At 42.7% G+C, this 21,211-nt stretch carries 34 protein-coding genes, 1 pseudogene and 1 riboswitch; of the genes and pseudogenes, 34 read left to right on the top strand and 1 reads right to left on the bottom strand.

Translation table 11 applies throughout. The annotated features are described in order from the left end of the window. The 29 genes and pseudogenes from tuf to rplQ all read left to right on the top strand — a co-directional run. Positions 1-278: pseudogene (gene tuf, locus HC728_RS15420) on the top strand (elongation factor Tu); the annotation flags it as partial. Positions 279-690: 412 nt separating this feature from the next. Continuing rightward, positions 691-1,002: a 30S ribosomal protein S10 gene (gene rpsJ / locus HC728_RS15415; protein ID WP_005417222.1), complete on the top strand. Its 312-nt coding sequence runs from the start codon at positions 691-693 to the stop codon at positions 1,000-1,002. A gap of 12 nt (positions 1,003-1,014) precedes the next feature. Then, the gene (gene rplC / locus HC728_RS15410) at positions 1,015-1,644 is read left to right on the top strand and encodes a 50S ribosomal protein L3 (RefSeq protein ID WP_005417224.1); all 630 of its coding nucleotides are present in this window, start codon (positions 1,015-1,017) and stop codon (positions 1,642-1,644) included. A gap of 17 nt (positions 1,645-1,661) precedes the next feature. Beyond that, positions 1,662-2,264 (top strand): 50S ribosomal protein L4, encoded by a 603-nt coding sequence (rplD, locus tag HC728_RS15405; protein ID WP_005417226.1) that lies wholly within the window; start codon positions 1,662-1,664, stop codon positions 2,262-2,264. Beyond that, positions 2,261-2,563: a 50S ribosomal protein L23 gene (gene rplW, locus HC728_RS15400; RefSeq protein ID WP_005417228.1), complete on the top strand. Its 303-nt coding sequence runs from the start codon at positions 2,261-2,263 to the stop codon at positions 2,561-2,563. Before rplD ends, rplW begins: the two co-directional genes overlap by 4 nt. Before the next feature lie 15 nt (positions 2,564-2,578). Beyond that, entirely contained in the window at positions 2,579-3,403 is an 825-nt protein-coding gene (rplB, locus tag HC728_RS15395) for a 50S ribosomal protein L2 (protein ID WP_005417230.1), read from the top strand. Positions 3,404-3,422: 19 nt separating this feature from the next. Next, positions 3,423-3,701: a 30S ribosomal protein S19 gene (gene rpsS / locus HC728_RS15390; RefSeq protein WP_005417232.1), complete on the top strand. Its 279-nt coding sequence runs from the start codon at positions 3,423-3,425 to the stop codon at positions 3,699-3,701. A gap of 10 nt (positions 3,702-3,711) precedes the next feature. Beyond that, on the top strand, positions 3,712-4,044 hold the full coding sequence (rplV, locus tag HC728_RS15385; RefSeq protein ID WP_005417234.1) for a 50S ribosomal protein L22: 333 nt from the start codon (positions 3,712-3,714) through the stop codon (positions 4,042-4,044). A gap of 19 nt (positions 4,045-4,063) precedes the next feature. Then, entirely contained in the window at positions 4,064-4,762 is a 699-nt protein-coding gene (rpsC, locus tag HC728_RS15380) for a 30S ribosomal protein S3 (RefSeq protein ID WP_005417236.1), read from the top strand. Between the two features lie 11 nt (positions 4,763-4,773). Further along, positions 4,774-5,184, top strand: a complete 411-nt coding sequence (gene rplP, locus HC728_RS15375) for a 50S ribosomal protein L16 (RefSeq protein WP_005417237.1) — start codon at positions 4,774-4,776, stop codon at positions 5,182-5,184. Next, positions 5,184-5,375, top strand: a complete 192-nt coding sequence (gene rpmC, locus HC728_RS15370) for a 50S ribosomal protein L29 (protein WP_005417238.1) — start codon at positions 5,184-5,186, stop codon at positions 5,373-5,375. The genes rplP and rpmC overlap by 1 nt, the downstream gene beginning before the upstream one ends. Further along, entirely contained in the window at positions 5,375-5,629 is a 255-nt protein-coding gene (rpsQ, locus tag HC728_RS15365) for a 30S ribosomal protein S17 (RefSeq protein ID WP_005417239.1), read from the top strand. Before rpmC ends, rpsQ begins: the two co-directional genes overlap by 1 nt. A 164-nt stretch (positions 5,630-5,793) precedes the next feature. Next, positions 5,794-6,165, top strand: coding sequence for a 50S ribosomal protein L14 (gene rplN, locus HC728_RS15360; RefSeq protein ID WP_005417241.1), 372 nt, complete (start codon positions 5,794-5,796; stop codon positions 6,163-6,165). Positions 6,166-6,178: 13 nt separating this feature from the next. After that, positions 6,179-6,493, top strand: a complete 315-nt coding sequence (gene rplX, locus HC728_RS15355; protein WP_005417243.1) for a 50S ribosomal protein L24 — start codon at positions 6,179-6,181, stop codon at positions 6,491-6,493. A gap of 14 nt (positions 6,494-6,507) precedes the next feature. Next, the gene (rplE, locus tag HC728_RS15350) at positions 6,508-7,047 is read left to right on the top strand and encodes a 50S ribosomal protein L5 (protein WP_005417245.1); all 540 of its coding nucleotides are present in this window, start codon (positions 6,508-6,510) and stop codon (positions 7,045-7,047) included. A gap of 17 nt (positions 7,048-7,064) precedes the next feature. Then, positions 7,065-7,370 (top strand): 30S ribosomal protein S14, encoded by a 306-nt coding sequence (gene rpsN, locus HC728_RS15345; protein ID WP_005417246.1) that lies wholly within the window; start codon positions 7,065-7,067, stop codon positions 7,368-7,370. Positions 7,371-7,399: 29 nt separating this feature from the next. Beyond that, positions 7,400-7,792, top strand: coding sequence for a 30S ribosomal protein S8 (gene rpsH, locus HC728_RS15340; RefSeq protein WP_005417249.1), 393 nt, complete (start codon positions 7,400-7,402; stop codon positions 7,790-7,792). 12 nt (positions 7,793-7,804) lie between these two features. Continuing rightward, on the top strand, positions 7,805-8,338 hold the full coding sequence (gene rplF, locus HC728_RS15335; RefSeq protein WP_017018283.1) for a 50S ribosomal protein L6: 534 nt from the start codon (positions 7,805-7,807) through the stop codon (positions 8,336-8,338). Between the two features lie 9 nt (positions 8,339-8,347). After that, the gene (rplR, locus tag HC728_RS15330) at positions 8,348-8,701 is read left to right on the top strand and encodes a 50S ribosomal protein L18 (protein WP_005417253.1); all 354 of its coding nucleotides are present in this window, start codon (positions 8,348-8,350) and stop codon (positions 8,699-8,701) included. 14 nt (positions 8,702-8,715) lie between these two features. Further along, positions 8,716-9,216, top strand: coding sequence for a 30S ribosomal protein S5 (gene rpsE, locus HC728_RS15325; RefSeq protein ID WP_005417255.1), 501 nt, complete (start codon positions 8,716-8,718; stop codon positions 9,214-9,216). A gap of 5 nt (positions 9,217-9,221) precedes the next feature. Further along, positions 9,222-9,401, top strand: coding sequence for a 50S ribosomal protein L30 (gene rpmD / locus HC728_RS15320; RefSeq protein ID WP_005417257.1), 180 nt, complete (start codon positions 9,222-9,224; stop codon positions 9,399-9,401). A 5-nt stretch (positions 9,402-9,406) separates the two neighbouring features. Next, complete coding sequence (gene rplO, locus HC728_RS15315) at positions 9,407-9,841, top strand: 50S ribosomal protein L15 (RefSeq protein ID WP_005417259.1); 435 nt, start codon at positions 9,407-9,409, stop codon at positions 9,839-9,841. A 20-nt stretch (positions 9,842-9,861) separates the two neighbouring features. Beyond that, positions 9,862-11,193, top strand: a complete 1,332-nt coding sequence (secY, locus tag HC728_RS15310; RefSeq protein WP_005417263.1) for a preprotein translocase subunit SecY — start codon at positions 9,862-9,864, stop codon at positions 11,191-11,193. A gap of 30 nt (positions 11,194-11,223) precedes the next feature. Continuing rightward, entirely contained in the window at positions 11,224-11,337 is a 114-nt protein-coding gene (gene rpmJ / locus HC728_RS15305) for a 50S ribosomal protein L36 (protein WP_005417265.1), read from the top strand. Positions 11,338-11,486: 149 nt separating this feature from the next. Next, positions 11,487-11,843: a 30S ribosomal protein S13 gene (gene rpsM / locus HC728_RS15300; protein WP_005417266.1), complete on the top strand. Its 357-nt coding sequence runs from the start codon at positions 11,487-11,489 to the stop codon at positions 11,841-11,843. Between the two features lie 21 nt (positions 11,844-11,864). After that, entirely contained in the window at positions 11,865-12,254 is a 390-nt protein-coding gene (gene rpsK, locus HC728_RS15295; RefSeq protein WP_005303517.1) for a 30S ribosomal protein S11, read from the top strand. Positions 12,255-12,285: 31 nt separating this feature from the next. Further along, complete coding sequence (gene rpsD, locus HC728_RS15290; RefSeq protein ID WP_005417269.1) at positions 12,286-12,906, top strand: 30S ribosomal protein S4; 621 nt, start codon at positions 12,286-12,288, stop codon at positions 12,904-12,906. A 23-nt stretch (positions 12,907-12,929) separates the two neighbouring features. Next, complete coding sequence (gene rpoA / locus HC728_RS15285) at positions 12,930-13,919, top strand: DNA-directed RNA polymerase subunit alpha (protein ID WP_005417271.1); 990 nt, start codon at positions 12,930-12,932, stop codon at positions 13,917-13,919. Positions 13,920-13,955: 36 nt separating this feature from the next. Further along, on the top strand, positions 13,956-14,336 hold the full coding sequence (gene rplQ / locus HC728_RS15280) for a 50S ribosomal protein L17 (RefSeq protein ID WP_005417273.1): 381 nt from the start codon (positions 13,956-13,958) through the stop codon (positions 14,334-14,336). An 86-nt stretch (positions 14,337-14,422) separates the two neighbouring features. Here rplQ and fbp read toward each other — a convergent pair whose 3' ends face one another. After that, positions 14,423-15,433 (bottom strand): class 1 fructose-bisphosphatase, encoded by a 1,011-nt coding sequence (gene fbp / locus HC728_RS15275; RefSeq protein WP_012532656.1) that lies wholly within the window; start codon positions 15,431-15,433, stop codon positions 14,423-14,425. A gap of 184 nt (positions 15,434-15,617) precedes the next feature. On the opposite strand from fbp, the gene mpl reads away from it, so the two are divergent. From mpl to thiQ, 5 genes are all read left to right on the top strand, one after another. Then, on the top strand, positions 15,618-16,997 hold the full coding sequence (gene mpl / locus HC728_RS15270) for a UDP-N-acetylmuramate:L-alanyl-gamma-D-glutamyl-meso-diaminopimelate ligase (protein ID WP_026029220.1): 1,380 nt from the start codon (positions 15,618-15,620) through the stop codon (positions 16,995-16,997). 1 nt (position 16,998) lies between these two features. Continuing rightward, the gene (locus HC728_RS15265; protein ID WP_005417280.1) at positions 16,999-17,616 is read left to right on the top strand and encodes a flavin prenyltransferase UbiX; all 618 of its coding nucleotides are present in this window, start codon (positions 16,999-17,001) and stop codon (positions 17,614-17,616) included. Between the two features lie 48 nt (positions 17,617-17,664). Further along, a riboswitch (TPP riboswitch) is annotated at positions 17,665-17,777 on the top strand. 53 nt (positions 17,778-17,830) lie between these two features. Then, positions 17,831-18,847, top strand: coding sequence for a thiamine ABC transporter substrate binding subunit (thiB, locus tag HC728_RS15260; RefSeq protein WP_017018281.1), 1,017 nt, complete (start codon positions 17,831-17,833; stop codon positions 18,845-18,847). A gap of 41 nt (positions 18,848-18,888) precedes the next feature. Then, positions 18,889-20,493, top strand: coding sequence for a thiamine/thiamine pyrophosphate ABC transporter permease ThiP (gene thiP, locus HC728_RS15255; RefSeq protein WP_017018280.1), 1,605 nt, complete (start codon positions 18,889-18,891; stop codon positions 20,491-20,493). After that, a complete protein-coding gene (gene thiQ / locus HC728_RS15250) occupies positions 20,493-21,197 on the top strand; it encodes a thiamine ABC transporter ATP-binding protein (RefSeq protein ID WP_017018279.1) in 705 nt (234 codons plus the stop codon). Before thiP ends, thiQ begins: the two co-directional genes overlap by 1 nt. Positions 21,198-21,211 lie beyond the last annotated feature (14 nt).

The raw sequence follows: 21,211 nt of genomic DNA, 5'->3' as shown, positions 1-21,211 counted from the left end.
CTAAATTTGAGTCAGAAGTGTACGTTCTTTCTAAAGATGAAGGCGGCCGTCACACTCCTTTCTTCAAAGGTTACCGTCCACAGTTCTACTTCCGTACAACTGACGTAACAGGCGACATCACTCTACCAGAAGGCGTAGAAATGGTAATGCCAGGTGACAACGTTCAAATGACGGTTGAGCTAATCGCTCCAATCGCAATGGACGAAGGTCTACGCTTCGCGATCCGTGAAGGTGGCCGTACAGTTGGTGCTGGTGTTGTTGCTAAAATCTTCGCTTAATAGCTAAAGATTTTGCGATATACCGCATGACTAAAAAAGGAAGCTTCGGCTTCCTTTTTTGTTGCTTGTAAGAAAATATAATTTTTTTCGTTTGTTTTTCAAACAATGCTTGCAACTGAAAGTGTGATCTGTATAATGCATTGCACTGGTTAAGCCAGTTGTGAACCAATGAGCAGCGAGGAAAGTGCTTATTCCTACAGAGTAGGGTAAGTTACTTAGAATGTATACTCAGCTTATGTTCGCGGTTAATATTATTAGAACTTAAACTTTTAGATTAATTTCTAATATAAGTTAACTGACAATGTGTCCTAATTTTGGACCTATGGTTTCACATAAATCAATCGGCATTCTCTCGTTCTTACGGGATTGAGTGGCGATATTGTTTGTGTATTTATTATTGGAGCTCTGTCTCATGCAGAACCAACGTATTCGTATCCGCCTAAAGGCATTCGATTATAAACTAATCGATCAGTCTACAGCGGAGATCGTTGAAACAGCTAAGCGCACTGGCGCTCAGGTTCGTGGTCCTATTCCACTACCTACTCGTAAAGAGCGTTTTACTGTTCTTACTTCTCCTCACGTTAACAAAGACGCACGTGACCAGTACGAAATCCGTACTCACAAGCGTTTAATCGACATTGTTGAGCCAACAGATAAAACTGTTGACGCACTAATGCGTTTAGACCTTGCTGCTGGCGTTGATGTTCAAATTAGCCTAGGTTAAGGGGAGATTATTATGATTGGTCTAGTCGGTCGTAAAGTGGGCATGACCCGCATCTTTACCGAAGAAGGCGTTTCTATCCCAGTAACTGTTGTTGAAGTTGAAGCTAACCGTGTTTCTCAAGTGAAAACTGTTGAAACTGATGGCTACAATGCAATCCAAGTTACTTGTGGTTCTAAGAAAGCTAACCGCGTATCTAAACCTGAAGCTGGTCACTTTGCGAAAGCAGGTGTTGAAGCAGGTCGTGGTCTTTGGGAATTCCGTTTAGAAAACGGTGAAGAATTCGCAGTAGGCGCTGAGCTAACTGTTGAAGTTTTCAACGAAATCAAAAAAGTAGACGTTACTGGTACATCTAAAGGTAAGGGCTTCCAAGGCGCTGTTAAGCGTTGGAACTTCCGTACTCAAGATATGACTCACGGTAACTCTTTGTCTCACCGTGCACCGGGTTCAATTGGCCAATGTCAAACTCCAGGTCGCGTATTCAAAGGCAAAAAAATGGCAGGTCACATGGGTGCTGAGCGTGTTACGACTCAAAACCTAGAGATCGTACGTGTTGACGCTGAGCGCAATCTGCTTCTTATTAAAGGTGCAGTACCAGGCTCAACAGGTGGCAACGTGATCGTTAAACCAGCTGTTAAAGCATAACGTCTTAGGAGTAAGTAATGGAATTAATGGTTAAAGGTGCTGATGCACTAACTGTTTCCGAAACTACTTTCGGACGTGAGTTTAACGAAGCTCTTGTACACCAAGTAGTTGTTGCATATGCAGCAGGTGCTCGTCAAGGCACTCGTGCTCAAAAAACACGTTCAGAAGTATCTGGCGGTGGCGCTAAGCCATGGCGTCAAAAAGGTACAGGCCGAGCTCGTGCGGGTACTATTCGTAGCCCAATCTGGCGTACAGGTGGTGTTACTTTTGCTGCGAAACCACAAGATCACAGCCAAAAAGTAAACAAAAAAATGTACCGTGGTGCTCTTAAGAGCATTCTTTCTGAGTTAGTTCGTCAAGATCGTCTGATCGTTGTAGACAACTTCTCAGTTGAAGCACCAAAAACTAAAGAGCTAGTTGCTAAGCTTAAAGAGCTTGAGCTTAACGATGTTCTTATCGTAACTGGCGAAGTAGACGAGAATCTATTCTTAGCTGCTCGTAACCTATACAAAGTTGACGCACGTGACGTTGCTGGTATTGATCCAGTATCTCTAGTTGCATTCGACAAGGTTCTAATGACTGCAGCTGCAGTTAAGCAAGTTGAGGAGATGCTGGCATGATCAATGAAGAGCGTCTACTAAAAGTTCTACGTGGCCCACTAATCTCTGAAAAAGCAACAATGGCTGCTGAAGGCAATAACACTATTGTTTTCAAAGTAGCAATTAATGCAACTAAAAAAGAGATTAAAGCAGCTGTAGAAAAGTTGTTTGAAGTTGAAGTTAAGTCTGTAAATACTCTTATCACTAAGGGTAAAACTAAACGTCAAGGTTTACGCCAAGGCCGTCGTTCTGACGTGAAAAAAGCGTACGTAATCTTGAAAGAAGGTCAAGACTTAGACTTCGTTGGCGGCGCGGAATAACAGGAGTAGTTAAAAATGGCTATTGTTAAATGTAAGCCGACTTCCCCTGGTCGTCGTCACGTTGTTAAAATCGTTAACGCTGACCTACACAAGGGTAAACCATACGCACCACTTCTAGAGAAAAACTCTAAGAACGGTGGTCGTAACAATAACGGTCGTATCACAGTACGTCACGTTGGTGGTGGTCACAAGCAACACTACCGTCTAATTGACTTTAAACGTACAAAAGATGGCATTCCAGCTGTTGTTGAACGTTTAGAATACGATCCAAACCGTAGTGCAAACATTGCACTAGTTCTGTTCGCAGACGGTGAGCGTCGTTACATTATCGCACCAAAAGGCATTCAAGCTGGCGATACAGTACAATCAGGTGTTGATGCGCCAATCAAAGCAGGTAACTGCTTACCATTGCGCAACATCCCAGTAGGTTCTACTGTTCACTGTGTTGAATTAAAACCTGGTAAGGGCGCGCAAATCGCACGTTCTGCTGGTGCTTATGCACAGATCATTGCACGTGATGGCGCTTACGTTACATTACGTCTACGTTCTGGTGAGATGCGTAAAGTTCTTTCTGAAGGTCGTGCGACTATCGGTGAAGTTGGTAACTCTGAACACATGCTACGTGAGCTAGGTAAAGCTGGTGCTACACGCTGGCGCGGTGTTCGTCCAACAGTTCGCGGTGTTGCAATGAACCCAGTTGATCACCCACACGGTGGTGGTGAAGGTCGTACATCAGGCGGTCGTCACCCAGTATCACCATGGGGTATGCCAACTAAAGGCTTCAAGACTCGTAAGAACAAATCTACTGACAAGTACATTGTACGTCGTCGTAACAAATAATCTATAAAGAGGAATCGCCATGCCACGTTCTCTCAAGAAAGGTCCTTTTATTGACCTACACTTGCTGAAGAAGGTAGAGAAAGCGGTGGAAAGCGGAGACAAAAAGCCTGTTAAGACTTGGTCCCGTCGTTCAATGATCATTCCAACAATGATCAACTTGACCATCGCTGTCCATAATGGTCGCCAACATGTACCAGTTTTCGTAACAGAAGACATGATCGGTCACAAGTTGGGCGAATTTGCACCTACACGTACTTATCGCGGCCACGCTGCTGATAAGAAAGCGAAAAAGCGTTAAGAGGTAGAATATGGAAGCTATTGCTAAACATCGTTTTGCCGGTATTTCACCACAGAAAGCTCGCCTAGTTGCGGACCAAGTACGTGGTAAATCTGTAGACCAAGCTCTAGAAATCCTAACTTTCAGCAACAAAAAAGCTGCTGTATTAGTGAAGAAAGTTCTTGAGTCTGCAATCGCAAACGCTGAACACAACGAAGGTGCAGATATCGACGATCTAAATGTCGCTAAAATCTTCGTAGATGAAGGCCCTATCATGAAGCGTATTATGCCTCGTGCTAAAGGTCGTGCAGATCGCATCTTGAAGCGTTCAAGCCACATCACTATCGTTGTAGCTGATCGTTAAAGACTAGGAGATTAAGCAAATGGGTCAAAAAGTACATCCTAATGGTATTCGTCTTGGCATCGTTAAGCCTTGGAATGCTACATGGTTTGCTAGTAGCCAAGAGTTCGCTGACAACCTAGACGGCGACTTCAAGGTACGTCAGTATCTTACTAAAGAACTGAAAAAAGCATCTCTATCACGCATCGTTATCGAGCGTCCTGCTAAGAGCATCCGTGTGACTATTCACACTGCTCGTCCAGGCGTTGTAATCGGTAAGAAAGGTGAAGACGTAGAGAAACTACGCGCAGGCGTAGCAAAAATCGCAGGTGTTCCAGCGCAAATTAACATTGCTGAAGTACGTAAACCTGAGCTTGACGGTCAGCTAGTTGCTGATAGCATCGCGTCTCAACTTGAGCGTCGTGTTATGTTCCGTCGTGCTATGAAGCGTGCTGTACAAAATGCAATGCGTCTTGGCGCTAAAGGCATCAAAGTGGAAGTAAGCGGTCGTCTAGGCGGCGCTGAAATTGCACGTTCTGAGTGGTACCGTGAAGGTCGTGTGCCTCTACATACTCTACGTGCTGACATTGATTACGCAACTTCTTCGGCTCACACTCAATACGGTGTGATCGGCGTTAAAGTTTGGATCTTCAAAGGTGAAGTTCTAGGCGGTATGCCAGCTGCTAACGCAGTAGAGCCTAAGGCTGACAAGCCTAAGAAGCAGCGCAGAAGCCGTAAGTAAGGAGCCGACTGATGCTACAACCAAAACGTACTAAGTTCCGTAAGGTTATGACTGGTCGTAACCGTGGTCTTGCTAAAGGTACTGAAGTAAGCTTCGGCGACTTCGGTCTTAAAGCTGTAGGCCGTGGTCGTCTAACTGCTCGTCAGATTGAAGCGGCTCGTCGTGCTATGACGCGTCACATTAAGCGTCAAGGTCAAATCTGGATCCGTGTGTTCCCAGACAAACCTATCACAGAAAAACCGCTTGAAGTTCGTCAAGGTAAGGGTAAAGGTAACGTTGAGTACTGGGTAGCCCAAATCCAACCTGGAAAGGTTATGTACGAAATGAACGGCGTACCTGAAGAGTTGGCACGTGAAGCGTTCCGCCTAGCGGCACGTAAACTGCCTATCAAAACTACTTTTGTAACTAAGCAGGTGATGTGATGAAAGCACAAGATCTACGCGAGAAAAACGTTGAAGAGCTAAATGAAGAGCTTCTGAATTTGCTACGTGAACAGTTCAACTTGCGCATGCAAGCTGCGACTGGTCAACTACAGCAAACTCACACTCTGAAAGCTGTACGTCGTGATATCGCACGTGTTAAAACTTTACTGAATGAGAAGGCTGGCGCATAATGAGCGAGAAAATTCGTACTATGCAAGGTCGTGTAATTAGCGACAAAATGGACAAGTCTATTGTTGTTGCTATTGAACGCATGGTGAAACACCCGATCTACGGTAAATACATCAAGCGCACGACTAAGCTTCACGCACATGATGAAAACAACGAATGTGGCCTAGGCGACACAGTTGAGATTCGTGAATGTCGTCCACTATCTAAGACTAAGTCTTGGACATTGGTAAACATTGTAGAAAAAGCAAAAGCTTAATTTGTTGATTCTATAGCGACTTTAAGCGGCTCCGAATTTTTTTTGGGGCCGTTTATTTTTTGACTACCTTTATTTAAAAAATGGTGATACAATCCCCATCCCTTTTAAAGAGGCAGCCCGACCCGTGATGGGTCTAGTTTTAAATATTTAGCGGAGCACTAACAATGATCCAAATGCAAAGTACACTTGACGCTGCAGATAACTCTGGTGCGCGCAAGGTAATGTGTATTAAGGTTCTGGGTGGCTCTCACCGCCGTTATGCACATATCGGAGATATCATCAAAGTTACTGTTAAGGAAGCAATTCCTCGCGGTAAAGTTAAAAAAGGTGATGTTCTGAAGGCGGTAGTAGTGCGCACCCGTAAAGGCGTTCGTCGCCCAGACGGTTCTATCATTCGCTTCGACCGTAATGCTTGCGTATTGTTGAATGACACTACTGAGCAACCAGTCGGTACACGTATCTTTGGTCCAGTGACTCGTGAACTTCGTAATGCGAAATTCATGAAAATCGTTTCACTAGCACCAGAAGTTCTGTAAGGAGCGGCACAAAATGGCAGCTAAAATCCGTCGTAATGACGAAGTAATCGTTCTTGTCGGTAAAGATAAAGGCAAGAAAGGTAAAGTAACTAAGGTTCTTGAAACTGGTAAAGTTATCGTTGAAGGTATCAACCTTGTTAAGAAGCACCAAAAGCCTGTACCGGCTCTTGGTCAACAAGGCGGTATTGTTGAGAAAGAAGCAGCTATTGATGCTTCTAACATCGCAATCTACAACGAAGCAACTGGTAAAGCGGACCGTATCGGTTTCCGTTTTGAAGAAGGCAAAAAAGTGCGTTTCTTCAAATCTAACGGTGAAACAATTAAGTAATTTGGAGTTCTACTATGGCGAAACTGCATGATTACTACAAGTCGTCTGTAGTCGCTGAGCTTACCAAAGAGTTCAGCTACACAAGCGTCATGCAAGTCCCTAGGGTTGAAAAGATCACCCTAAACATGGGTGTTGGTGAAGCAATCAACGATAAGAAACTACTAGAAAACGCAGCTGCCGATATGGCAATTATCTCTGGTCAAAAACCATTGATTACTAAAGCGCGTAAATCTGTAGCTGGTTTCAAAATCCGTGAAGGCTACCCAATCGGTTGTAAAGTAACCCTGCGTGGCGAACGTATGTGGGAATTCTTAGAGCGTTTAATCTCTATTGCACTTCCACGAGTACGTGATTTCCGTGGTGTTAGCGCGAAGTCTTTTGACGGTCGCGGTAACTACAGCATGGGCGTTCGCGAGCAAATCATCTTCCCTGAGATCGACTATGATAAAGTTGATCGTGTACGCGGTCTTGATATTACTATCACGACGTCTGCGAATACAGATGCGGAAGGCCGAGCTCTGCTGGCTGCCTTTAACTTCCCATTCCGTAAGTAAGGTGAAGGGTTACTGTTATGGCTAAACAATCAATGAAAGCACGTGAAGCTAAACGTGCGAAACTTGTAGCTAAGTTCGCTGAAAAGCGCGCTGCGTTAAAAGTTCTAATTAGCGATGTAAATGCTTCTGAAGAAGAGCGTTGGGATGCAGTTCTTAAACTGCAAGCTCTACCTCGTGATTCAAGTGCATCACGTCAGCGTAATCGTTGCAACCAAACTGGTCGTCCACACGGTTACCTACGTAAGTTCGGTTTAAGCCGTATTAAGGTTCGTGAAGCTTGCATGAAAGGCGAGATTCCGGGTCTTCGTAAGGCTAGCTGGTAATTGCCACTTAATCATTTGGAGTAAATCTTATGAGCATGCAAGATCCGATTTCGGATATGCTGACCCGCGTTCGCAACGGTCAATCAGCAAACAAAGTTGCTGTTAAAATGCCTTCTTCAAAGCTTAAAGTTGCAATCGCTGCACTACTTAAAGCTGAAGGCTACATCGCTGATTTCGCTGTTGAAGGCGACATCAAACCTGAGCTAGAAATCACTTTAAAGTATTTCCAAGCTAAACCAGTTATCGAGCAAATCCAACGTGTTTCTCGTCCAGGTCTTCGTGTTTACAAGAAGAACGACGCGTTACCATCTGTAATGGGTGGTCTTGGTATTGCTGTTGTTTCTACATCAAAAGGCCTTATGTCTGACCGCGCTGCGCGTAAAGCTGGTCTTGGTGGCGAAATCATCTGCTACGTAGCTTAATAGGAGTAGGATATGTCTCGTGTTGCTAAAGCACCTGTAGTAATTCCTGCTGGCGTAGAAGTGAAACTGAACGGCCAGGAAATCACTATCAAAGGTGGTAAAGGTGAACTAACTCGCGTTCTTAACGACGCTGTAGTTGTTTCACAAGAAGATAACACTATTGTATTTGGTCCACGCGAAGGCGTTGCCAATGCTTGGGCTCAAGCTGGTACAGCTCGTGCACTAGTAAACAATATGGTTATCGGTGTAAATGAAGGCTTTACTAAGAAGCTAATTCTTAAAGGTGTAGGTTACCGTGCTGCTATGAAAGGCAACGCTGTAGGCCTAACTCTTGGCTTCTCACACCCAGTAGAGCACGCTCTACCAGAAGGTATTAAAGCTGAGTGTCCAACTCAAACTGAGATCGTTGTAACTGGTTGTGATAAGCAATTAGTTGGTCAAGTTGCTGCGGACCTTCGTTCATACCGTCAGCCTGAACCTTACAAAGGTAAAGGTGTTCGTTACGCCGATGAAATCGTGCGTACTAAAGAAGCTAAGAAGAAGTAGGGTATCACTATGGATAAGAAAGCATCTCGCATCCGTCGTGCTACACGTGCACGTCGTAAGATCGCTGAACTGTGTGCAACTCGCCTTGTAGTACACCGTACTCCGCGTCATACGTACGCTCAGGTAATCGCACCAAACGGCTCAGAGGTTATCGCTGCCGCTTCTACTGTAGAAAAGGCAATCCGTGAGCAACTTGGAAACACTAGCAACAAAGCTGCTGCTGAAGCAATTGGTAAACTAATTGCTGAGCGCGCTATCGAAAAAGGCATTACTAATGTTGCTTTCGATCGTTCTGGTTTCCAATACCACGGCCGAGTAGCGGCGCTAGCAGAATCTGCTCGCGAAGCTGGTCTGAAATTCTAAGGTAGGGTTGGAAGATGGCTAAAGAACAACAACAAGCTACAGATTTGAACGAAAAGCTAATTGCTGTTAACCGTGTTTCTAAAACGGTTAAAGGTGGTCGAATCTTTAGTTTTACTGCACTAACAGTTGTTGGTGACGGTAACGGTCGCGTAGGTTTCGGTTACGGCAAAGCTCGTGAAGTACCTGCTGCGATTCAAAAATCAATGGAAAAAGCACGTCGTAACATGTTTACGATTGCACTTAACGAAGGTACTCTTCACCACGCTGTTAAAGGTCGCCACACTGGTTCTAAAGTGTACATGCAACCAGCTGCAGAAGGTACTGGTATCATCGCTGGTGGTGCGATGCGTGCAGTACTAGAAGTTGTGGGTGTCCGCAACGTACTAGCTAAAGCTTACGGCTCTACTAACCCAATCAACGTTGTTCGCGCAACGATCGCTGGTCTAAGTAGCGTTAAGTCACCTGAGATGGTAGCTGCTAAGCGTGGTCTAACTGTTGAATCTATTTCGGAGTAAGAACCATGTCTAAAACTATCAAAGTAACTCAGACTAAAAGCTCAATCGGTCGCCTACCTAAGCACATCTTGTGCCTTAAAGGTCTAGGTCTTCGTCGCATCAACCATACAGTAGAAGTTGAAGATACACCGTGTACTCGCGGCATGATCAACAAAGTTTACTACATGGTTAAAGTTGAGGAGTAATCAGAATGCGTTTGAATACTCTATCACCGGCTGCTGGCTCTAAACCTTCTAAGAAGCGTGTAGGTCGTGGTATCGGTTCTGGCCTAGGTAAAACTGGTGGCCGTGGTCACAAAGGCCAAAAATCACGTTCTGGCGGTAAAGTTCGCGCTGGTTTTGAAGGCGGTCAAATGCCTCTAAAACAACGTCTACCTAAATTTGGCTTTACTTCACGTAAGAGCCTAGTAACTGCAGAAGTTCGTCTAAGCGAACTTGCTAAAGTTGAAGGTAACGTAATCGATCTAAACAGCCTTAAAGCTGCTAACGTAATCACTAAGAACATTGAGTTCGCGAAAGTTGTACTTTCTGGTGAAATCGCTACTGCTGTAACTGTTAAAGGTCTACGCGTAACGAAAGGCGCTAAAGCTGCGATCGAAGCTGCAGGCGGTAAGATCGAGGAATAATCCTCGAAGGATGAGGTACAATGGCAAAGAAACCAGGAAAAGAAGTAAATAGTGCTCAGAGCGGCCTAGCTGAACTGAAATCGCGTCTGTTATTTGTTATAGGTGCGCTTTTAGTGTTCCGAGCAGGCTCATTTGTGCCAATTCCTGGGATTGACGCTGCTGTCCTTGCTGATCTTTTCGAACAGCAGCAGGGTACCATCATTGAACTGTTTAACATGTTCTCTGGTGGTGCACTGTCGCGTGCCTCAATTCTAGCTCTAGGTATTATGCCGTACATTTCGGCATCTATCGTTGTTCAACTGTTAACAGTTGTTCATCCACCTCTAGCTGAATTGAAAAAAGAAGGTGAGTCTGGTCGTCGTAAGATTAATCAGTACACACGTTATGGCACCTTGGTGCTGGCTACATTCCAAGCAATTGGTATTGCAACCGGTCTACCAAGCATGATTCCAGGGTTAGTTGCTAACCCTGACATGATGTTCTATCTGACAGCTACAGTAAGTTTAGTAACTGGTACCATGTTCTTAATGTGGTTAGGTGAACAAATTACTGAGCGTGGCATCGGTAACGGTATATCTTTGATTATTTTCACAGGTATCGTTGCAGGTTTACCACCAGCTATCGGTGAAACGATCCAGCAGGCGCGTCAAGGTGAACTGCACGTGCTTCTTCTATTACTAATTGCAGTGATCTCATTTGCAGTTATCTACTTTGTAGTGTTCATGGAGCGTGGTCAACGTCGTATCGTCGTTAACTATGCGAAACGTCAGCAAGGCCGTAAGGTATTTGCAGCTCAAAGTACTCACTTGCCACTTAAAATTAATATGGCTGGTGTGATTCCTGCAATTTTTGCATCAAGTATTATACTATTCCCTGGGACATTGGCTCAGTGGTTTGGTGGTAACGGTGAAGGAACATTCGGTTGGTTAACTGATGTTTCAATGGCATTAAGTCCAGGTCAACCGTTATACGTAATGCTTTATGCAGCAGCAATTATCTTCTTCTGTTTCTTCTATACTGCGTTGGTGTTTAACCCGCGTGAAACAGCTGATAACTTGAAGAAGTCTGGTGCATTCGTACCCGGAATCCGCCCAGGTGAACAGACTACGAAATATATTGATAAAGTTATGACACGTCTAACCTTAGCTGGTGCGATGTACATTACCTTTATCTGTCTGATTCCCGAGTTTATGATGATCGCTTGGAACGTACGCTTCTATTTTGGCGGTACTTCCCTACTAATCGTAGTTGTTGTTATCATGGACTTTATGGCACAGGTTCAGACTCATCTGATGTCTCAACAGTATGAGTCCGTGTTGAAGAAGGCTAATCTGAAAGGCTACGGCCGTTAATTTCAGATTCCAATTTTACGGAGTTTAGCAATGAAAGTTCGTGCTTCCGTTAAAAAAATCTGCCGCAACTGTAAAGTTATTAAGCGCAACGGTGTTGTGCGTGTAATTTGCGTTGAACCAAAGCATAAGCAACGCCAAGGTTAATTAGCAGAAATTTTTACTTGATATATTAAGTTAGGCCGAGTATTATTCTCGGCCTACCTTTTGTGTGCAAAAGAAGTAGTTATAGTCGCAACGTATCCTCAACGGGCTTTGTTGCGGCTCTTCTTAAGAAAAAGTACTAGGAGTGAATAGTGGCCCGTATAGCAGGCATTAACATTCCTGATCATAAACACGCTGTAATCGCTTTAACAGCGATCTACGGCATCGGTAAAACTCGCTCTCAAGCTATCCTAGCTGAAGTGGGTATTGCTGAAGATGTTAAGATCAGTGAACTGAATGATGAGCAGATTGATATTCTGCGTGATGGTGTTGCCAAATACACTGTAGAAGGCGACCTACGTCGTGAAGTATCGATGAACATTAAGCGTCTTATGGACCTTGGTTGTTATCGTGGTCTTCGTCACCGTCGCAGTCTACCGTTACGTGGACAGCGTACTAAAACCAACGCACGTACCCGTAAAGGTCCGCGCAAGCCGATCAAAAAATAATCGGATAAGGTAGAGAGTACAATGGCAAAACAACCTACTCGCGCTCGTAAGCGCGTTCGCAAGCAAGTAGCGGATGGCGTAGCGCACATCCATGCTTCTTTCAACAACACAATCGTAACCATTACTGACCGTCAAGGTAACGCACTAGCTTGGGCTACTGCAGGTGGTTCTGGTTTCCGTGGTTCTCGTAAATCTACTCCGTTTGCTGCACAAGTTGCTGCTGAGCGTTGTGGTGAAATGGCCAAAGAATATGGCGTTAAGAACCTAGAAGTTATGGTTAAGGGCCCTGGTCCTGGTCGTGAGTCAACTATCCGTGCATTAAACGCTGCTGGATACCGCATCACAAACATCGTTGATGCTACTCCGATCCCTCATAACGGTTGTCGTCCACCTAAGAAACGTCGCGTTTAAGTTTCGTTTCTAGGAATATTGGAGAAAGAACATGGCAAGATATTTGGGTCCTAAGCTGAAGCTTAGCCGTCGCGAAGGCACAGATTTATTCCTTAAATCTGGTGTACGTGCGATCGATACCAAGTGTAAAATTGATAACGCTCCAGGTGTACACGGCGCTCGTCGCGGTCGTCTATCTGAATATGGCGTTCAGCTTCGTGAGAAGCAAAAAGTTCGTCGTATGTACGGCGTTCTAGAAAAACAATTCCGTAACTACTATAAAGATGCTGCTCGCCTTAAAGGCAACACAGGTGAAAACCTGCTTCAGCTTCTTGAAGGTCGTCTAGATAACGTAGTTTACCGTATGGGCTTTGGCGCAACTCGTGCTGAATCTCGCCAACTAGTTAGCCATAAGTCTATCCTAGTTAATGGTAAAGTTGTTAACGTTCCTTCTTTCAAAGTTGCGGCTAACGACGTTGTTTCAATCCGTGAAAAAGCTAAACAGCAATCACGTATTAAAGCTGCTCTAGAAGTTGCTGAACAACGCGAAAAACCAACTTGGATTGAAGTAGATGCTGGCAAAATGGAAGGTACGTTTAAGCGTCTTCCAGAACGTTCTGATTTGTCTGCCGACATCAACGAACACTTGATCGTCGAGCTTTACTCTAAGTAAGGCTTAAATAAAGAGAGGACACAATGCAGGGTTCTGTAACAGAATTTCTAAAGCCACGTCTTGTTGACATTGAACAAGTCAGCACGACTCATGCAAAAGTAACTCTTGAGCCGTTAGAGCGTGGTTTCGGCCACACTCTAGGTAACGCTCTACGTCGTATTTTACTATCTTCAATGCCGGGTTGTGCCGTAACTGAAGTGGAAATCGAAGGCGTATTACACGAGTACAGCACCAAAGAAGGTGTTCAGGAAGATATCCTTGAAATCCTTCTGAACCTTAAAGGCCTAGCCGTTAAGGTTGAGGGTAAAGATGAAGTTATCATTACTCTTAACAAGTCTGGTGCAGGCCCTGTTGTTGCAGGTGACATCACCCATGATGGTGATGTTGAGATTGCGAACCCAGAGCACGTAATCTGCCACTTGACTGATGACAATGCTGAAATCAGCATGAGAATCAAGGTAGAGCGTGGTCGCGGCTACGTACCATCAACAGCTCGTATCCATACTGAAGAAGATGAGCGTCCAATTGGTCGTCTGCTTGTCGATGCAACTTACAGCCCAGTAGATAAAATTTCTTACGCGGTTGAAGCGGCACGTGTTGAGCAACGTACTGACTTAGACAAACTTGTTATCGATATGGAAACAAATGGTACGCTTGATCCTGAGGAAGCTATCCGTCGTGCAGCTACAATTTTAGCTGAGCAACTGGATGCATTCGTAGATCTTCGTGATGTACGTGTTCCTGAAGAAAAAGAAGAGAAGCCAGAGTTCGATCCGATCCTACTGCGTCCTGTAGACGATCTTGAACTAACGGTTCGCTCTGCTAACTGTTTGAAAGCAGAAGCGATTCACTACATTGGTGATCTGGTGCAGCGCACTGAGGTTGAGTTACTTAAGACTCCAAACCTTGGTAAGAAATCTTTAACTGAAATTAAAGATGTTCTAGCTTCACGTGGACTTTCTTTAGGTATGCGCCTAGAGAACTGGCCACCAGCGTCTATCGCTGAAGATTAATCAGTTCACTAATTATCTAGTTAGAAGGATTAGGTCATGCGCCATCGTAAGAGTGGTCGTCAACTCAACCGCAACAGCAGCCATCGCAAAGCGATGTTTAGCAACATGGCTAGCTCATTAGTTCGTCACGAAATTATCAAGACGACTTTGCCAAAAGCAAAAGAGCTACGTCGCGTAGTTGAGCCTTTGATTACATTAGCTAAGACTGACAGTGTTGCTAACCGTCGTCTAGCATTTGCTCGCACTCGTGATAACGAAGTTGTAGCAAAACTATTCACCGAGTTAGGTCCACGCTTTGCACAACGTGCTGGTGGTTACACTCGTATTCTGAAGTGCGGTTTCCGTGCAGGTGACAAAGCTCCAATGGCATACATTGAGCTTGTAGATCGCCCAGAAGTAGAAGCAGACGCTGAGTAATCAGAATAAGCTTTAAGAAAAAACCGAGTCTTAGGACTCGGTTTTTTTGTATCTGTACATTATAACTTACTGTTTTAATTTATTAATTAGTCTCGCCATTCATCTAAAAACGCATGAACCTTATCGACCATATTTGTTGAACCAACAAAGAAAGGCACCCGTTGATGCAGTTCACTTGGTTTTATATCTAAGATACGCTGTTCACCATCTGTCGCTTTACCACCCGCTTCCTCAATTAACATTGCCATAGGATTGCATTCATAAAGTAATCTTAATTTTCCATTGGGGTAGGCTTGAGTGCTTGGGTATAGATAAATACCACCTTTTAAAAGGTTTCTATGGAAATCTGCAACTAAAGAACCGATATATCGAGAGGTATAGGGACGATTATCTTCAGGTTTACTTTCTTGGCAAAATTTAAGGTATTGCTTAATGCCTTCAGGAAAGCGAATGTAGTTACCTTCATTTATTGAATAGATGTTGCCATCTTTTGGGACTTGCATATTTTCGTGGGATAAGCAGAAAACTCCAAGTGAAGGGTCGTAAGTAAAACCATGAACACCATTCCCTGTTGTATAAACAAGCATGGTTGATGAGCCATAAATAATGTAACCAGCAGCGACTTGTTTGTGTCCCGGTTGTAGGAAGTCTTCTTCAGTGGCGGGTGTTCCTATTGGTGAAATTCGGCGGTAAATAGAAAAGATAGTACCAACAGAAACATTCACATCAATGTTTGAAGACCCATCCAATGGATCCATCAACACAACGTATTTTGCATTTTGGTTGAGCTCTTTATTGAAAGCAACCGCTTCATCTTCTTCTTCACTAGCAACACCACAAACTTGGTCACGAGCTTCAAGTGCTGCTTTAAACTTATCGTTGGCGTAAACATCTAATTTTTGTTGTTGTTCACCTTGAATATTCTCTTCACCAGAGGCACCAGTGATATCAACTAAACCTGCTTTATTAATTTCACGGTTTACAATTTTGGCGGCTAATTTTATGGAACCGATTAATGAAGAGAGTTCTCCACTGGCATGAGGGAAGTCATGTTGTTTCGCAACAATGAACTCACCTAAAGTTCTTATTTCAGACATAGTTATTCCTTTAATTCTCTGTTATTAGATATCAACGCGAAGTCGGGTCAGGTACTGATTTATTTTTATAATAGTTGTGTTACTGTTTGCTGTAATTCATTCTATAGCATAGAACTTTTTAAGAGTATTGAAGTAACTTTGTATAAAAGTTGCTCACTTAATTTAATATAAGACGGTTTTTATTATGCATATTCATATCCTTGGAATTTGTGGAACATTCATGGGTGGCGCTGCAACACTAGCACGTCAACTCGGACATAAAGTAACTGGTTGTGATGCTAACGTTTATCCACCAATGAGCACATTATTAGAGTCTCAAGGCATTGAGATTATTGAAGGCTTTGATCCAAGCCAATTAGACCCTGCACCTGATTTAGTCGTCATTGGTAATGCCATGAGTCGTGGAAATCCATGTGTTGAATATGTATTAGATAAAAATCTTAAATACACATCTGGTCCTCAGTGGTTACAAGAGTTTTTACTGCAAGATCGTTGGGTGATGGCGGTTGCTGGTACACACGGTAAAACAACAACATCAAGTATGTTAGCTTGGGTACTAGAAGAGTGTGGTTATAAGCCAGGCTTCTTAGTTGGCGGTGTATTAGGCAATTTTGGTGAGTCAGCTCGCTTAGGTGAAAGCATGTTCTTTGTTGTTGAAGCAGATGAATATGACAGTGCTTTTTTTGATAAGCGTTCAAAGTTTGTTCATTACCGTCCTCGTACGCTTGTATTAAACAACCTTGAGTTTGACCATGCCGATATTTTTGATGATTTGGCTGCAATTCAGCGTCAATTCCATCACTTAATCAGAACGGTGCCAAGTACTGGTCGTATTTTTGCACCTAAGCAAGATAAACCTTTAGAGCAAGTATTAGAGCAAGGCTGCTGGAGTGAATTAGAGTTCACTGGTGAAGACGGTCAATGGAAAGCCATCAAACTTCAAAAAGATGGTAGTCAGTTTGATGTCTATTTTGAAGGTGAAAACGTTGGGCAAGTTAATTGGGACTTAGTTGGCGATCACAACGTAAGTAACGCGCTTATGGTCGTTGCTTCTGCTCGCCACGTGGGTGTTACCCCTGATTTAGCTTGTGAAGCTTTGGGTAAATTTATCAATACTAAGCGTCGTCTTGAGTTGAAAGGCGAAGTAAATGGTGTGACGGTTTATGATGACTTTGCTCATCACCCAACAGCTATTGATCTAACATTAAATGGTCTACGTAATAAAGTCGGTGATAAAAAGATTATTGCCGTATTAGAACCTCGCTCAAGTACAATGAAGCTTGGCGTTCATAAAGATACATTAGCGGCTTCATTGCATGCTGCAGATTCAGTTTATCTTTATCAACCAGATAATATCGCATGGTCAGTTGATGACGTTGCACAACAATGTACTCAACCTGCTCACACGCATAATAACATTGATGCGTTCGTTGATATGATAGTGAACGAAGCACAGCCTGGTGATCAAATTTTGGTAATGAGCAATGGTGGCTTTGAAGGTATTCACGGTAAATTGCTTTCACGCTTAGGTGATGCCGTAAAACATATAGAAATGGTGGATTAACATGAGTAAACAAAAAGCAATTACGTTAGCTATGACAGGGGCTTCAGGAGCGCCTTATGGGTTGCGTTTGCTCGAGTGTTTACTTGCTGCTGATTATCACGTGTATTTTCTTATCTCTTCTGCTGCTAGAGTTGTAATGGCGACAGAACATGATTTGAAATTACCAAGTGGACCTGATGCTATGAAAGCGGCATTAGTTGAACACTTAGGTTGTAATGCAGATAAGCTAACTGTTTGTGGTAAAGAGGACTGGTTTTCTCCTGTAGCTTCTGGTTCTGCTGCACCTAAACAAATGATTGTCTGTCCATGTTCAGCTGGTAGTGTTGCCTCAATTGCTCATGGTATTTCTGATAATTTAATCGAAAGAGCGGCTGATGTGGTTTTAAAAGAACGAGGTCAGCTGATTCTTGTGGTTCGAGAGGCACCATTCTCAACATTACATTTAGAGAATATGCTTAAGTTATCGCAAATAGGGGCGACAATTATGCCTGCTGCCCCAGGTTTTTATCATCAACCTAAATCCATTGAAGATTTAATTGATTTTATGGTAGCAAGAATTTTGGATCATTTAGGTGTAGAGCAAGGACTTGTACCTCGCTGGGGTTATGATCATCGATAGCTGTACAATAAAAGCTCTGGCTCATTAAGCTATTCACACTTACAATACGACTTCTCATCGGGGAGCTTTGGCTGAGATTAATGAAGATTGGATAATGTTCATTTAAACCCGTATCACCTGAACCAGATAACGCTGGCGTAGGAATTGAGATGACATTCTCCTATGAGTATTTCAACTCTAGCCTGTGCCGCTCAAAAGGATGAAAGAGCGCATAATGAAAACAACAGTAACTTCACTTCCAGTTAAAAAACTATCTCTCGCTATTGCATTAGCAAGCATCTCTTCTTTTTCTGTGTCCGCGTCAGAAACACTAACGGTATACACTTATGATTCATTTGCAGCGGATTGGGGCCCAGGACCTAAAGTTGAAGCGGCATTTGAAGCTAAATGTGGCTGTAATTTAGAGCTGGTTGCATTAGATGATGGCGTATCAATTTTGAATCGTCTACGTCTTGAAGGAAAGAATGCTAAAGCTGATATTGTATTGGGTTTAGATAATAACTTAATGGCGGAAGCGAAAAAAACGGGGTTACTCGCTCAACATCAAATCGATACAAGTTCGGTACATTTACCTAATGGGTGGAGTGATACAACGTTTATTCCTTATGACTTTGGTTATTTTGCTTTTGTTTACAACAAAGAGAAAGTAACTAATCCTCCAAAGAGCCTAAAAGAGTTGGTTGAACAGCGCGACGATTTAAAAGTGATTTATCAAGATCCTCGAACTTCAACGCCGGGGCAAGGCTTATTACTCTGGATTAAATCTGTTTATGGGGATGATGCCGCTCAAGCATGGAAGCAACTATCTAAAAAAACAGTGACGGTAACAAAAGGCTGGTCAGAAGCTTATAGTATGTTTTTAGAGGGAGAGTCGGATCTCGTTTTATCTTATACAACATCGCCGGCTTACCATATTATTGCTGAAAAAGATCAACGATTTGCTGCCGCTAATTTTTCAGAAGGCCATTACACTCAAGTTGAAGTTGCGGCAAAAGTTAAATCTACAAAACACAATAAACTTGCCGACGAGTTTTTAGCATTCATATTAAGTGATGAGTTTCAATCTGCGATGCCAACAGGAAACTGGATGTACCCAGTAACTAAAGTTGAACTACCAAAGGGATTTGAAACATTGACGGTACCTAATAAAGCATTGTCATTTAGCTCTGAAGACATCGCGCAAAAGCGTAAATCTTGGATCCGTGAATGGCAACATGCGTTAACTTTTTAATTGGTGTAATAAGGAGCCACTAGTGCTCCTTTATTTTATTCATGAAATCTCGAACTTTATTTAATTCCACGCCTTTATTCGGCTATATCGTTGCAGCCATTATTCTCTGCTTCGTTGGTGGTGCAATTAGTGCGCTTTTAATCGAATCTCCGAGTTTAGATTTACGCCTAATTTGGTCTGATCCTTATTACCGCTACATCACTCAATTTAGTTTATACCAAGCATTTTTATCAACCATAATCAGTATTGGTTTGGCTATACCAACAGCCTATGCTTTATCTCGCCGTCAATTTATAGGACGTGGATTACTGCTAAAACTCTGTGCAACTACATTAGTATTACCAGTGCTTGTGGGGGTTTTTGGTTTACTAGCTATTTATGGGAACAGTGGATTAATTGCTGATGCCTTTGCTTGGTTTGGCGCATCGTTACCATTTTCGATTTATGGCTTAAATGGCATTTTATTGGCTCATGTTTTTTTTAATTTCCCTTTTGCAACTCGGCTGTTACTGCAATCATTAGATTCTATTTCCATTGAACAACATCAGTTATCTGCACACCTTGGATTAATGGGGTGGAGCAAATATCGTCTTGTTGCATGGCCGAGAATAAAACAGCAATTGCCACATGTTGCTGGGTTGGTCTTTATGCTTTGCTTTACGAGTTTTGCTACCGTAATGGCGCTAGGTGGTGGCCCTAAGTCCACAACAATAGAGTTAGCAATATACCAAGCAATTAAGTTTGATTTTGATTTGCAATCAGGTGCCATTTTAGCTTTATGGCAAATGTTATTATGTGGATTATTATCATTGTGTATTCAACGATTCTCAAAATCAGTTTCTGTTGATTCAGCATCGTTATCACAAGTGGTTCTATATCAAGATACCAATAAAGCAAAGTGGTGGGACAGAGCGTGGATAACGCTTTTAGGGCTTTTTATGTTACCGCCCTTATTTATGGTTGTCCTTAGTGGGCTTAATTCACAACTATTTGTTGTTATTACATCATCGGAGTTTTGGTCTGCTTTAATCAACTCTTTAATTGTGGCCTTTGGTGCCGCTGTGATTGCATTACTTCTTGGTGTTCTGCTTTTACATACAACTCGGTCTTTACGTTTAAAACAAAAAAGATTATTAGCAGATAAGTTAGATCTGATTGGTGTGATGATCTTAGTCACTCCGGGGTTGGTGATCAGTACGGGGCTTTTTTTATTATTAAGAAATATAACCGATGTCTTTAGTATTGCTATTTGGATTGTCATCTTAGTTAATGCATTAATGGCATTACCTTACGTAATAAAAACGTTAGCTCAACCTTTGCTGCATATTGCGCAACAATATCATTTATTGTGTGCAAGTTTAGGGTTGTATGGATTGTCACGGTTTAGAGTGATTGAATGGAAAGCATTAAGAAAACCTTTTGCTCATGCTTTTTCCATTGCTTTTATTATGTCTGTTGGTGATTTAAGTGCGATTGCCTTGTTTGGCAGTCAAGATTTTAGAACACTACCACTCTATTTATTTCAATTGCTTGGCAGTTATCAGATGGAAGCGGCAGCCGTTATTTCATTGAGTCTTTTATTATTGAGTGTGGGTGTGTTTGCTGTTGTTGAATGGCTATTTTTATCAAAGAAAAGGAAACAGTAATGCTGCGTTTTTCTGATGTGAAATATCGATATTATACTGATTTGTTTGAGTTCGATTTAAATGTAGAGCAGGGAAGCGTTGTTGCTATTTTAGGTCCTAGTGGGGCTGGTAAAAGTACCTTATTGAGCTTATTAGCAGGTTTTATTGAACCTGAAAGTGGTGATATTACAATAAATAACGAATCACAGCTTTCACGTGCTCCTCATCAACGTCCTTTATCTATGTTATTTCAAGAGCATAACCTTTTTGCTCATTTATCTGTTGCTGAGAATATTGGTTTGGGTATTAAGCCTAATTTACGTTTAAATGAGAAAGATAAAAAACAAATTAATGATGCGGCTCATCAAGTAGGGGTTGATGATTTGCTGCAACGTCTGCCTGAGCAGTTATCTGGAGGGCAAAAGCAACGTGTAGCCTTAGCCCGATGTTTAGTTCAGCAAAAACCTGTCTTATTATTGGATGAGCCATTTTCAGCGCTTGACCCTATCTTAAGGGAAGAAATGATTGTGTTAATTCAGGCGTTGATAAAGAGTGAAAAATTAACCGTTTTAATGGTGACGCACAGTTTACAAGATGCAAAAGCCCTTACTTCTCATTATGCTTTTATTTGTCAGCAAAAAGTGCTGAGCCAGGGGCGTATTTCTGAATTATTTACTCCAGAAAAACCACCAGAATTAACGCAATATTTACAAGCGGTAAAGTAAACTTTGTTTATAAA

This window comes from Aliivibrio sp. S10_S31 (genome assembly GCF_014694495.1).
GTDB classification, from domain to species: Bacteria; Pseudomonadota; Gammaproteobacteria; order Enterobacterales; family Vibrionaceae; genus Aliivibrio; species Aliivibrio fischeri.
Note: the sequence above shows the minus strand (reverse complement) of the source record. Positions and strands in the feature narration are given on the sequence as shown.

What these genes read in the sequence shown, in the direction of transcription:
- rpsJ (WP_005417222.1), top strand. Translation starts at nt 691, where the DNA reads ATGCAGAACCAACGTATTCGTATCCGCCTAAAGGCATTCGATTATAAA.
- rplC (WP_005417224.1), top strand. Translation starts at nt 1,015, where the DNA reads ATGATTGGTCTAGTCGGTCGTAAAGTGGGCATGACCCGCATCTTTACC.
- rplD (WP_005417226.1), top strand. Translation starts at nt 1,662, where the DNA reads ATGGAATTAATGGTTAAAGGTGCTGATGCACTAACTGTTTCCGAAACT.
- rplW (WP_005417228.1), top strand. Translation starts at nt 2,261, where the DNA reads ATGATCAATGAAGAGCGTCTACTAAAAGTTCTACGTGGCCCACTAATC.
- rplB (WP_005417230.1), top strand. Translation starts at nt 2,579, where the DNA reads ATGGCTATTGTTAAATGTAAGCCGACTTCCCCTGGTCGTCGTCACGTT.
- rpsS (WP_005417232.1), top strand. Translation starts at nt 3,423, where the DNA reads ATGCCACGTTCTCTCAAGAAAGGTCCTTTTATTGACCTACACTTGCTG.
- rplV (WP_005417234.1), top strand. Translation starts at nt 3,712, where the DNA reads ATGGAAGCTATTGCTAAACATCGTTTTGCCGGTATTTCACCACAGAAA.
- rpsC (WP_005417236.1), top strand. Translation starts at nt 4,064, where the DNA reads ATGGGTCAAAAAGTACATCCTAATGGTATTCGTCTTGGCATCGTTAAG.
- rplP (WP_005417237.1), top strand. Translation starts at nt 4,774, where the DNA reads ATGCTACAACCAAAACGTACTAAGTTCCGTAAGGTTATGACTGGTCGT.
- rpmC (WP_005417238.1), top strand. Translation starts at nt 5,184, where the DNA reads ATGAAAGCACAAGATCTACGCGAGAAAAACGTTGAAGAGCTAAATGAA.
- rpsQ (WP_005417239.1), top strand. Translation starts at nt 5,375, where the DNA reads ATGAGCGAGAAAATTCGTACTATGCAAGGTCGTGTAATTAGCGACAAA.
- rplN (WP_005417241.1), top strand. Translation starts at nt 5,794, where the DNA reads ATGATCCAAATGCAAAGTACACTTGACGCTGCAGATAACTCTGGTGCG.
- rplX (WP_005417243.1), top strand. Translation starts at nt 6,179, where the DNA reads ATGGCAGCTAAAATCCGTCGTAATGACGAAGTAATCGTTCTTGTCGGT.
- rplE (WP_005417245.1), top strand. Translation starts at nt 6,508, where the DNA reads ATGGCGAAACTGCATGATTACTACAAGTCGTCTGTAGTCGCTGAGCTT.
- rpsN (WP_005417246.1), top strand. Translation starts at nt 7,065, where the DNA reads ATGGCTAAACAATCAATGAAAGCACGTGAAGCTAAACGTGCGAAACTT.
- rpsH (WP_005417249.1), top strand. Translation starts at nt 7,400, where the DNA reads ATGAGCATGCAAGATCCGATTTCGGATATGCTGACCCGCGTTCGCAAC.
- rplF (WP_017018283.1), top strand. Translation starts at nt 7,805, where the DNA reads ATGTCTCGTGTTGCTAAAGCACCTGTAGTAATTCCTGCTGGCGTAGAA.
- rplR (WP_005417253.1), top strand. Translation starts at nt 8,348, where the DNA reads ATGGATAAGAAAGCATCTCGCATCCGTCGTGCTACACGTGCACGTCGT.
- rpsE (WP_005417255.1), top strand. Translation starts at nt 8,716, where the DNA reads ATGGCTAAAGAACAACAACAAGCTACAGATTTGAACGAAAAGCTAATT.
- rpmD (WP_005417257.1), top strand. Translation starts at nt 9,222, where the DNA reads ATGTCTAAAACTATCAAAGTAACTCAGACTAAAAGCTCAATCGGTCGC.
- rplO (WP_005417259.1), top strand. Translation starts at nt 9,407, where the DNA reads ATGCGTTTGAATACTCTATCACCGGCTGCTGGCTCTAAACCTTCTAAG.
- secY (WP_005417263.1), top strand. Translation starts at nt 9,862, where the DNA reads ATGGCAAAGAAACCAGGAAAAGAAGTAAATAGTGCTCAGAGCGGCCTA.
- rpmJ (WP_005417265.1), top strand. Translation starts at nt 11,224, where the DNA reads ATGAAAGTTCGTGCTTCCGTTAAAAAAATCTGCCGCAACTGTAAAGTT.
- rpsK (WP_005303517.1), top strand. Translation starts at nt 11,865, where the DNA reads ATGGCAAAACAACCTACTCGCGCTCGTAAGCGCGTTCGCAAGCAAGTA.
- rpsD (WP_005417269.1), top strand. Translation starts at nt 12,286, where the DNA reads ATGGCAAGATATTTGGGTCCTAAGCTGAAGCTTAGCCGTCGCGAAGGC.
- rpoA (WP_005417271.1), top strand. Translation starts at nt 12,930, where the DNA reads ATGCAGGGTTCTGTAACAGAATTTCTAAAGCCACGTCTTGTTGACATT.
- rplQ (WP_005417273.1), top strand. Translation starts at nt 13,956, where the DNA reads ATGCGCCATCGTAAGAGTGGTCGTCAACTCAACCGCAACAGCAGCCAT.
- fbp (WP_012532656.1), bottom strand. Translation starts at nt 15,433, where the DNA reads ATGTCTGAAATAAGAACTTTAGGTGAGTTCATTGTTGCGAAACAACAT.
- mpl (WP_026029220.1), top strand. Translation starts at nt 15,618, where the DNA reads ATGCATATTCATATCCTTGGAATTTGTGGAACATTCATGGGTGGCGCT.
- HC728_RS15265 (WP_005417280.1), top strand. Translation starts at nt 16,999, where the DNA reads ATGAGTAAACAAAAAGCAATTACGTTAGCTATGACAGGGGCTTCAGGA.
- thiB (WP_017018281.1), top strand. Translation starts at nt 17,831, where the DNA reads ATGAAAACAACAGTAACTTCACTTCCAGTTAAAAAACTATCTCTCGCT.
- thiP (WP_017018280.1), top strand. Translation starts at nt 18,889, where the DNA reads ATGAAATCTCGAACTTTATTTAATTCCACGCCTTTATTCGGCTATATC.
- thiQ (WP_017018279.1), top strand. Translation starts at nt 20,493, where the DNA reads ATGCTGCGTTTTTCTGATGTGAAATATCGATATTATACTGATTTGTTT.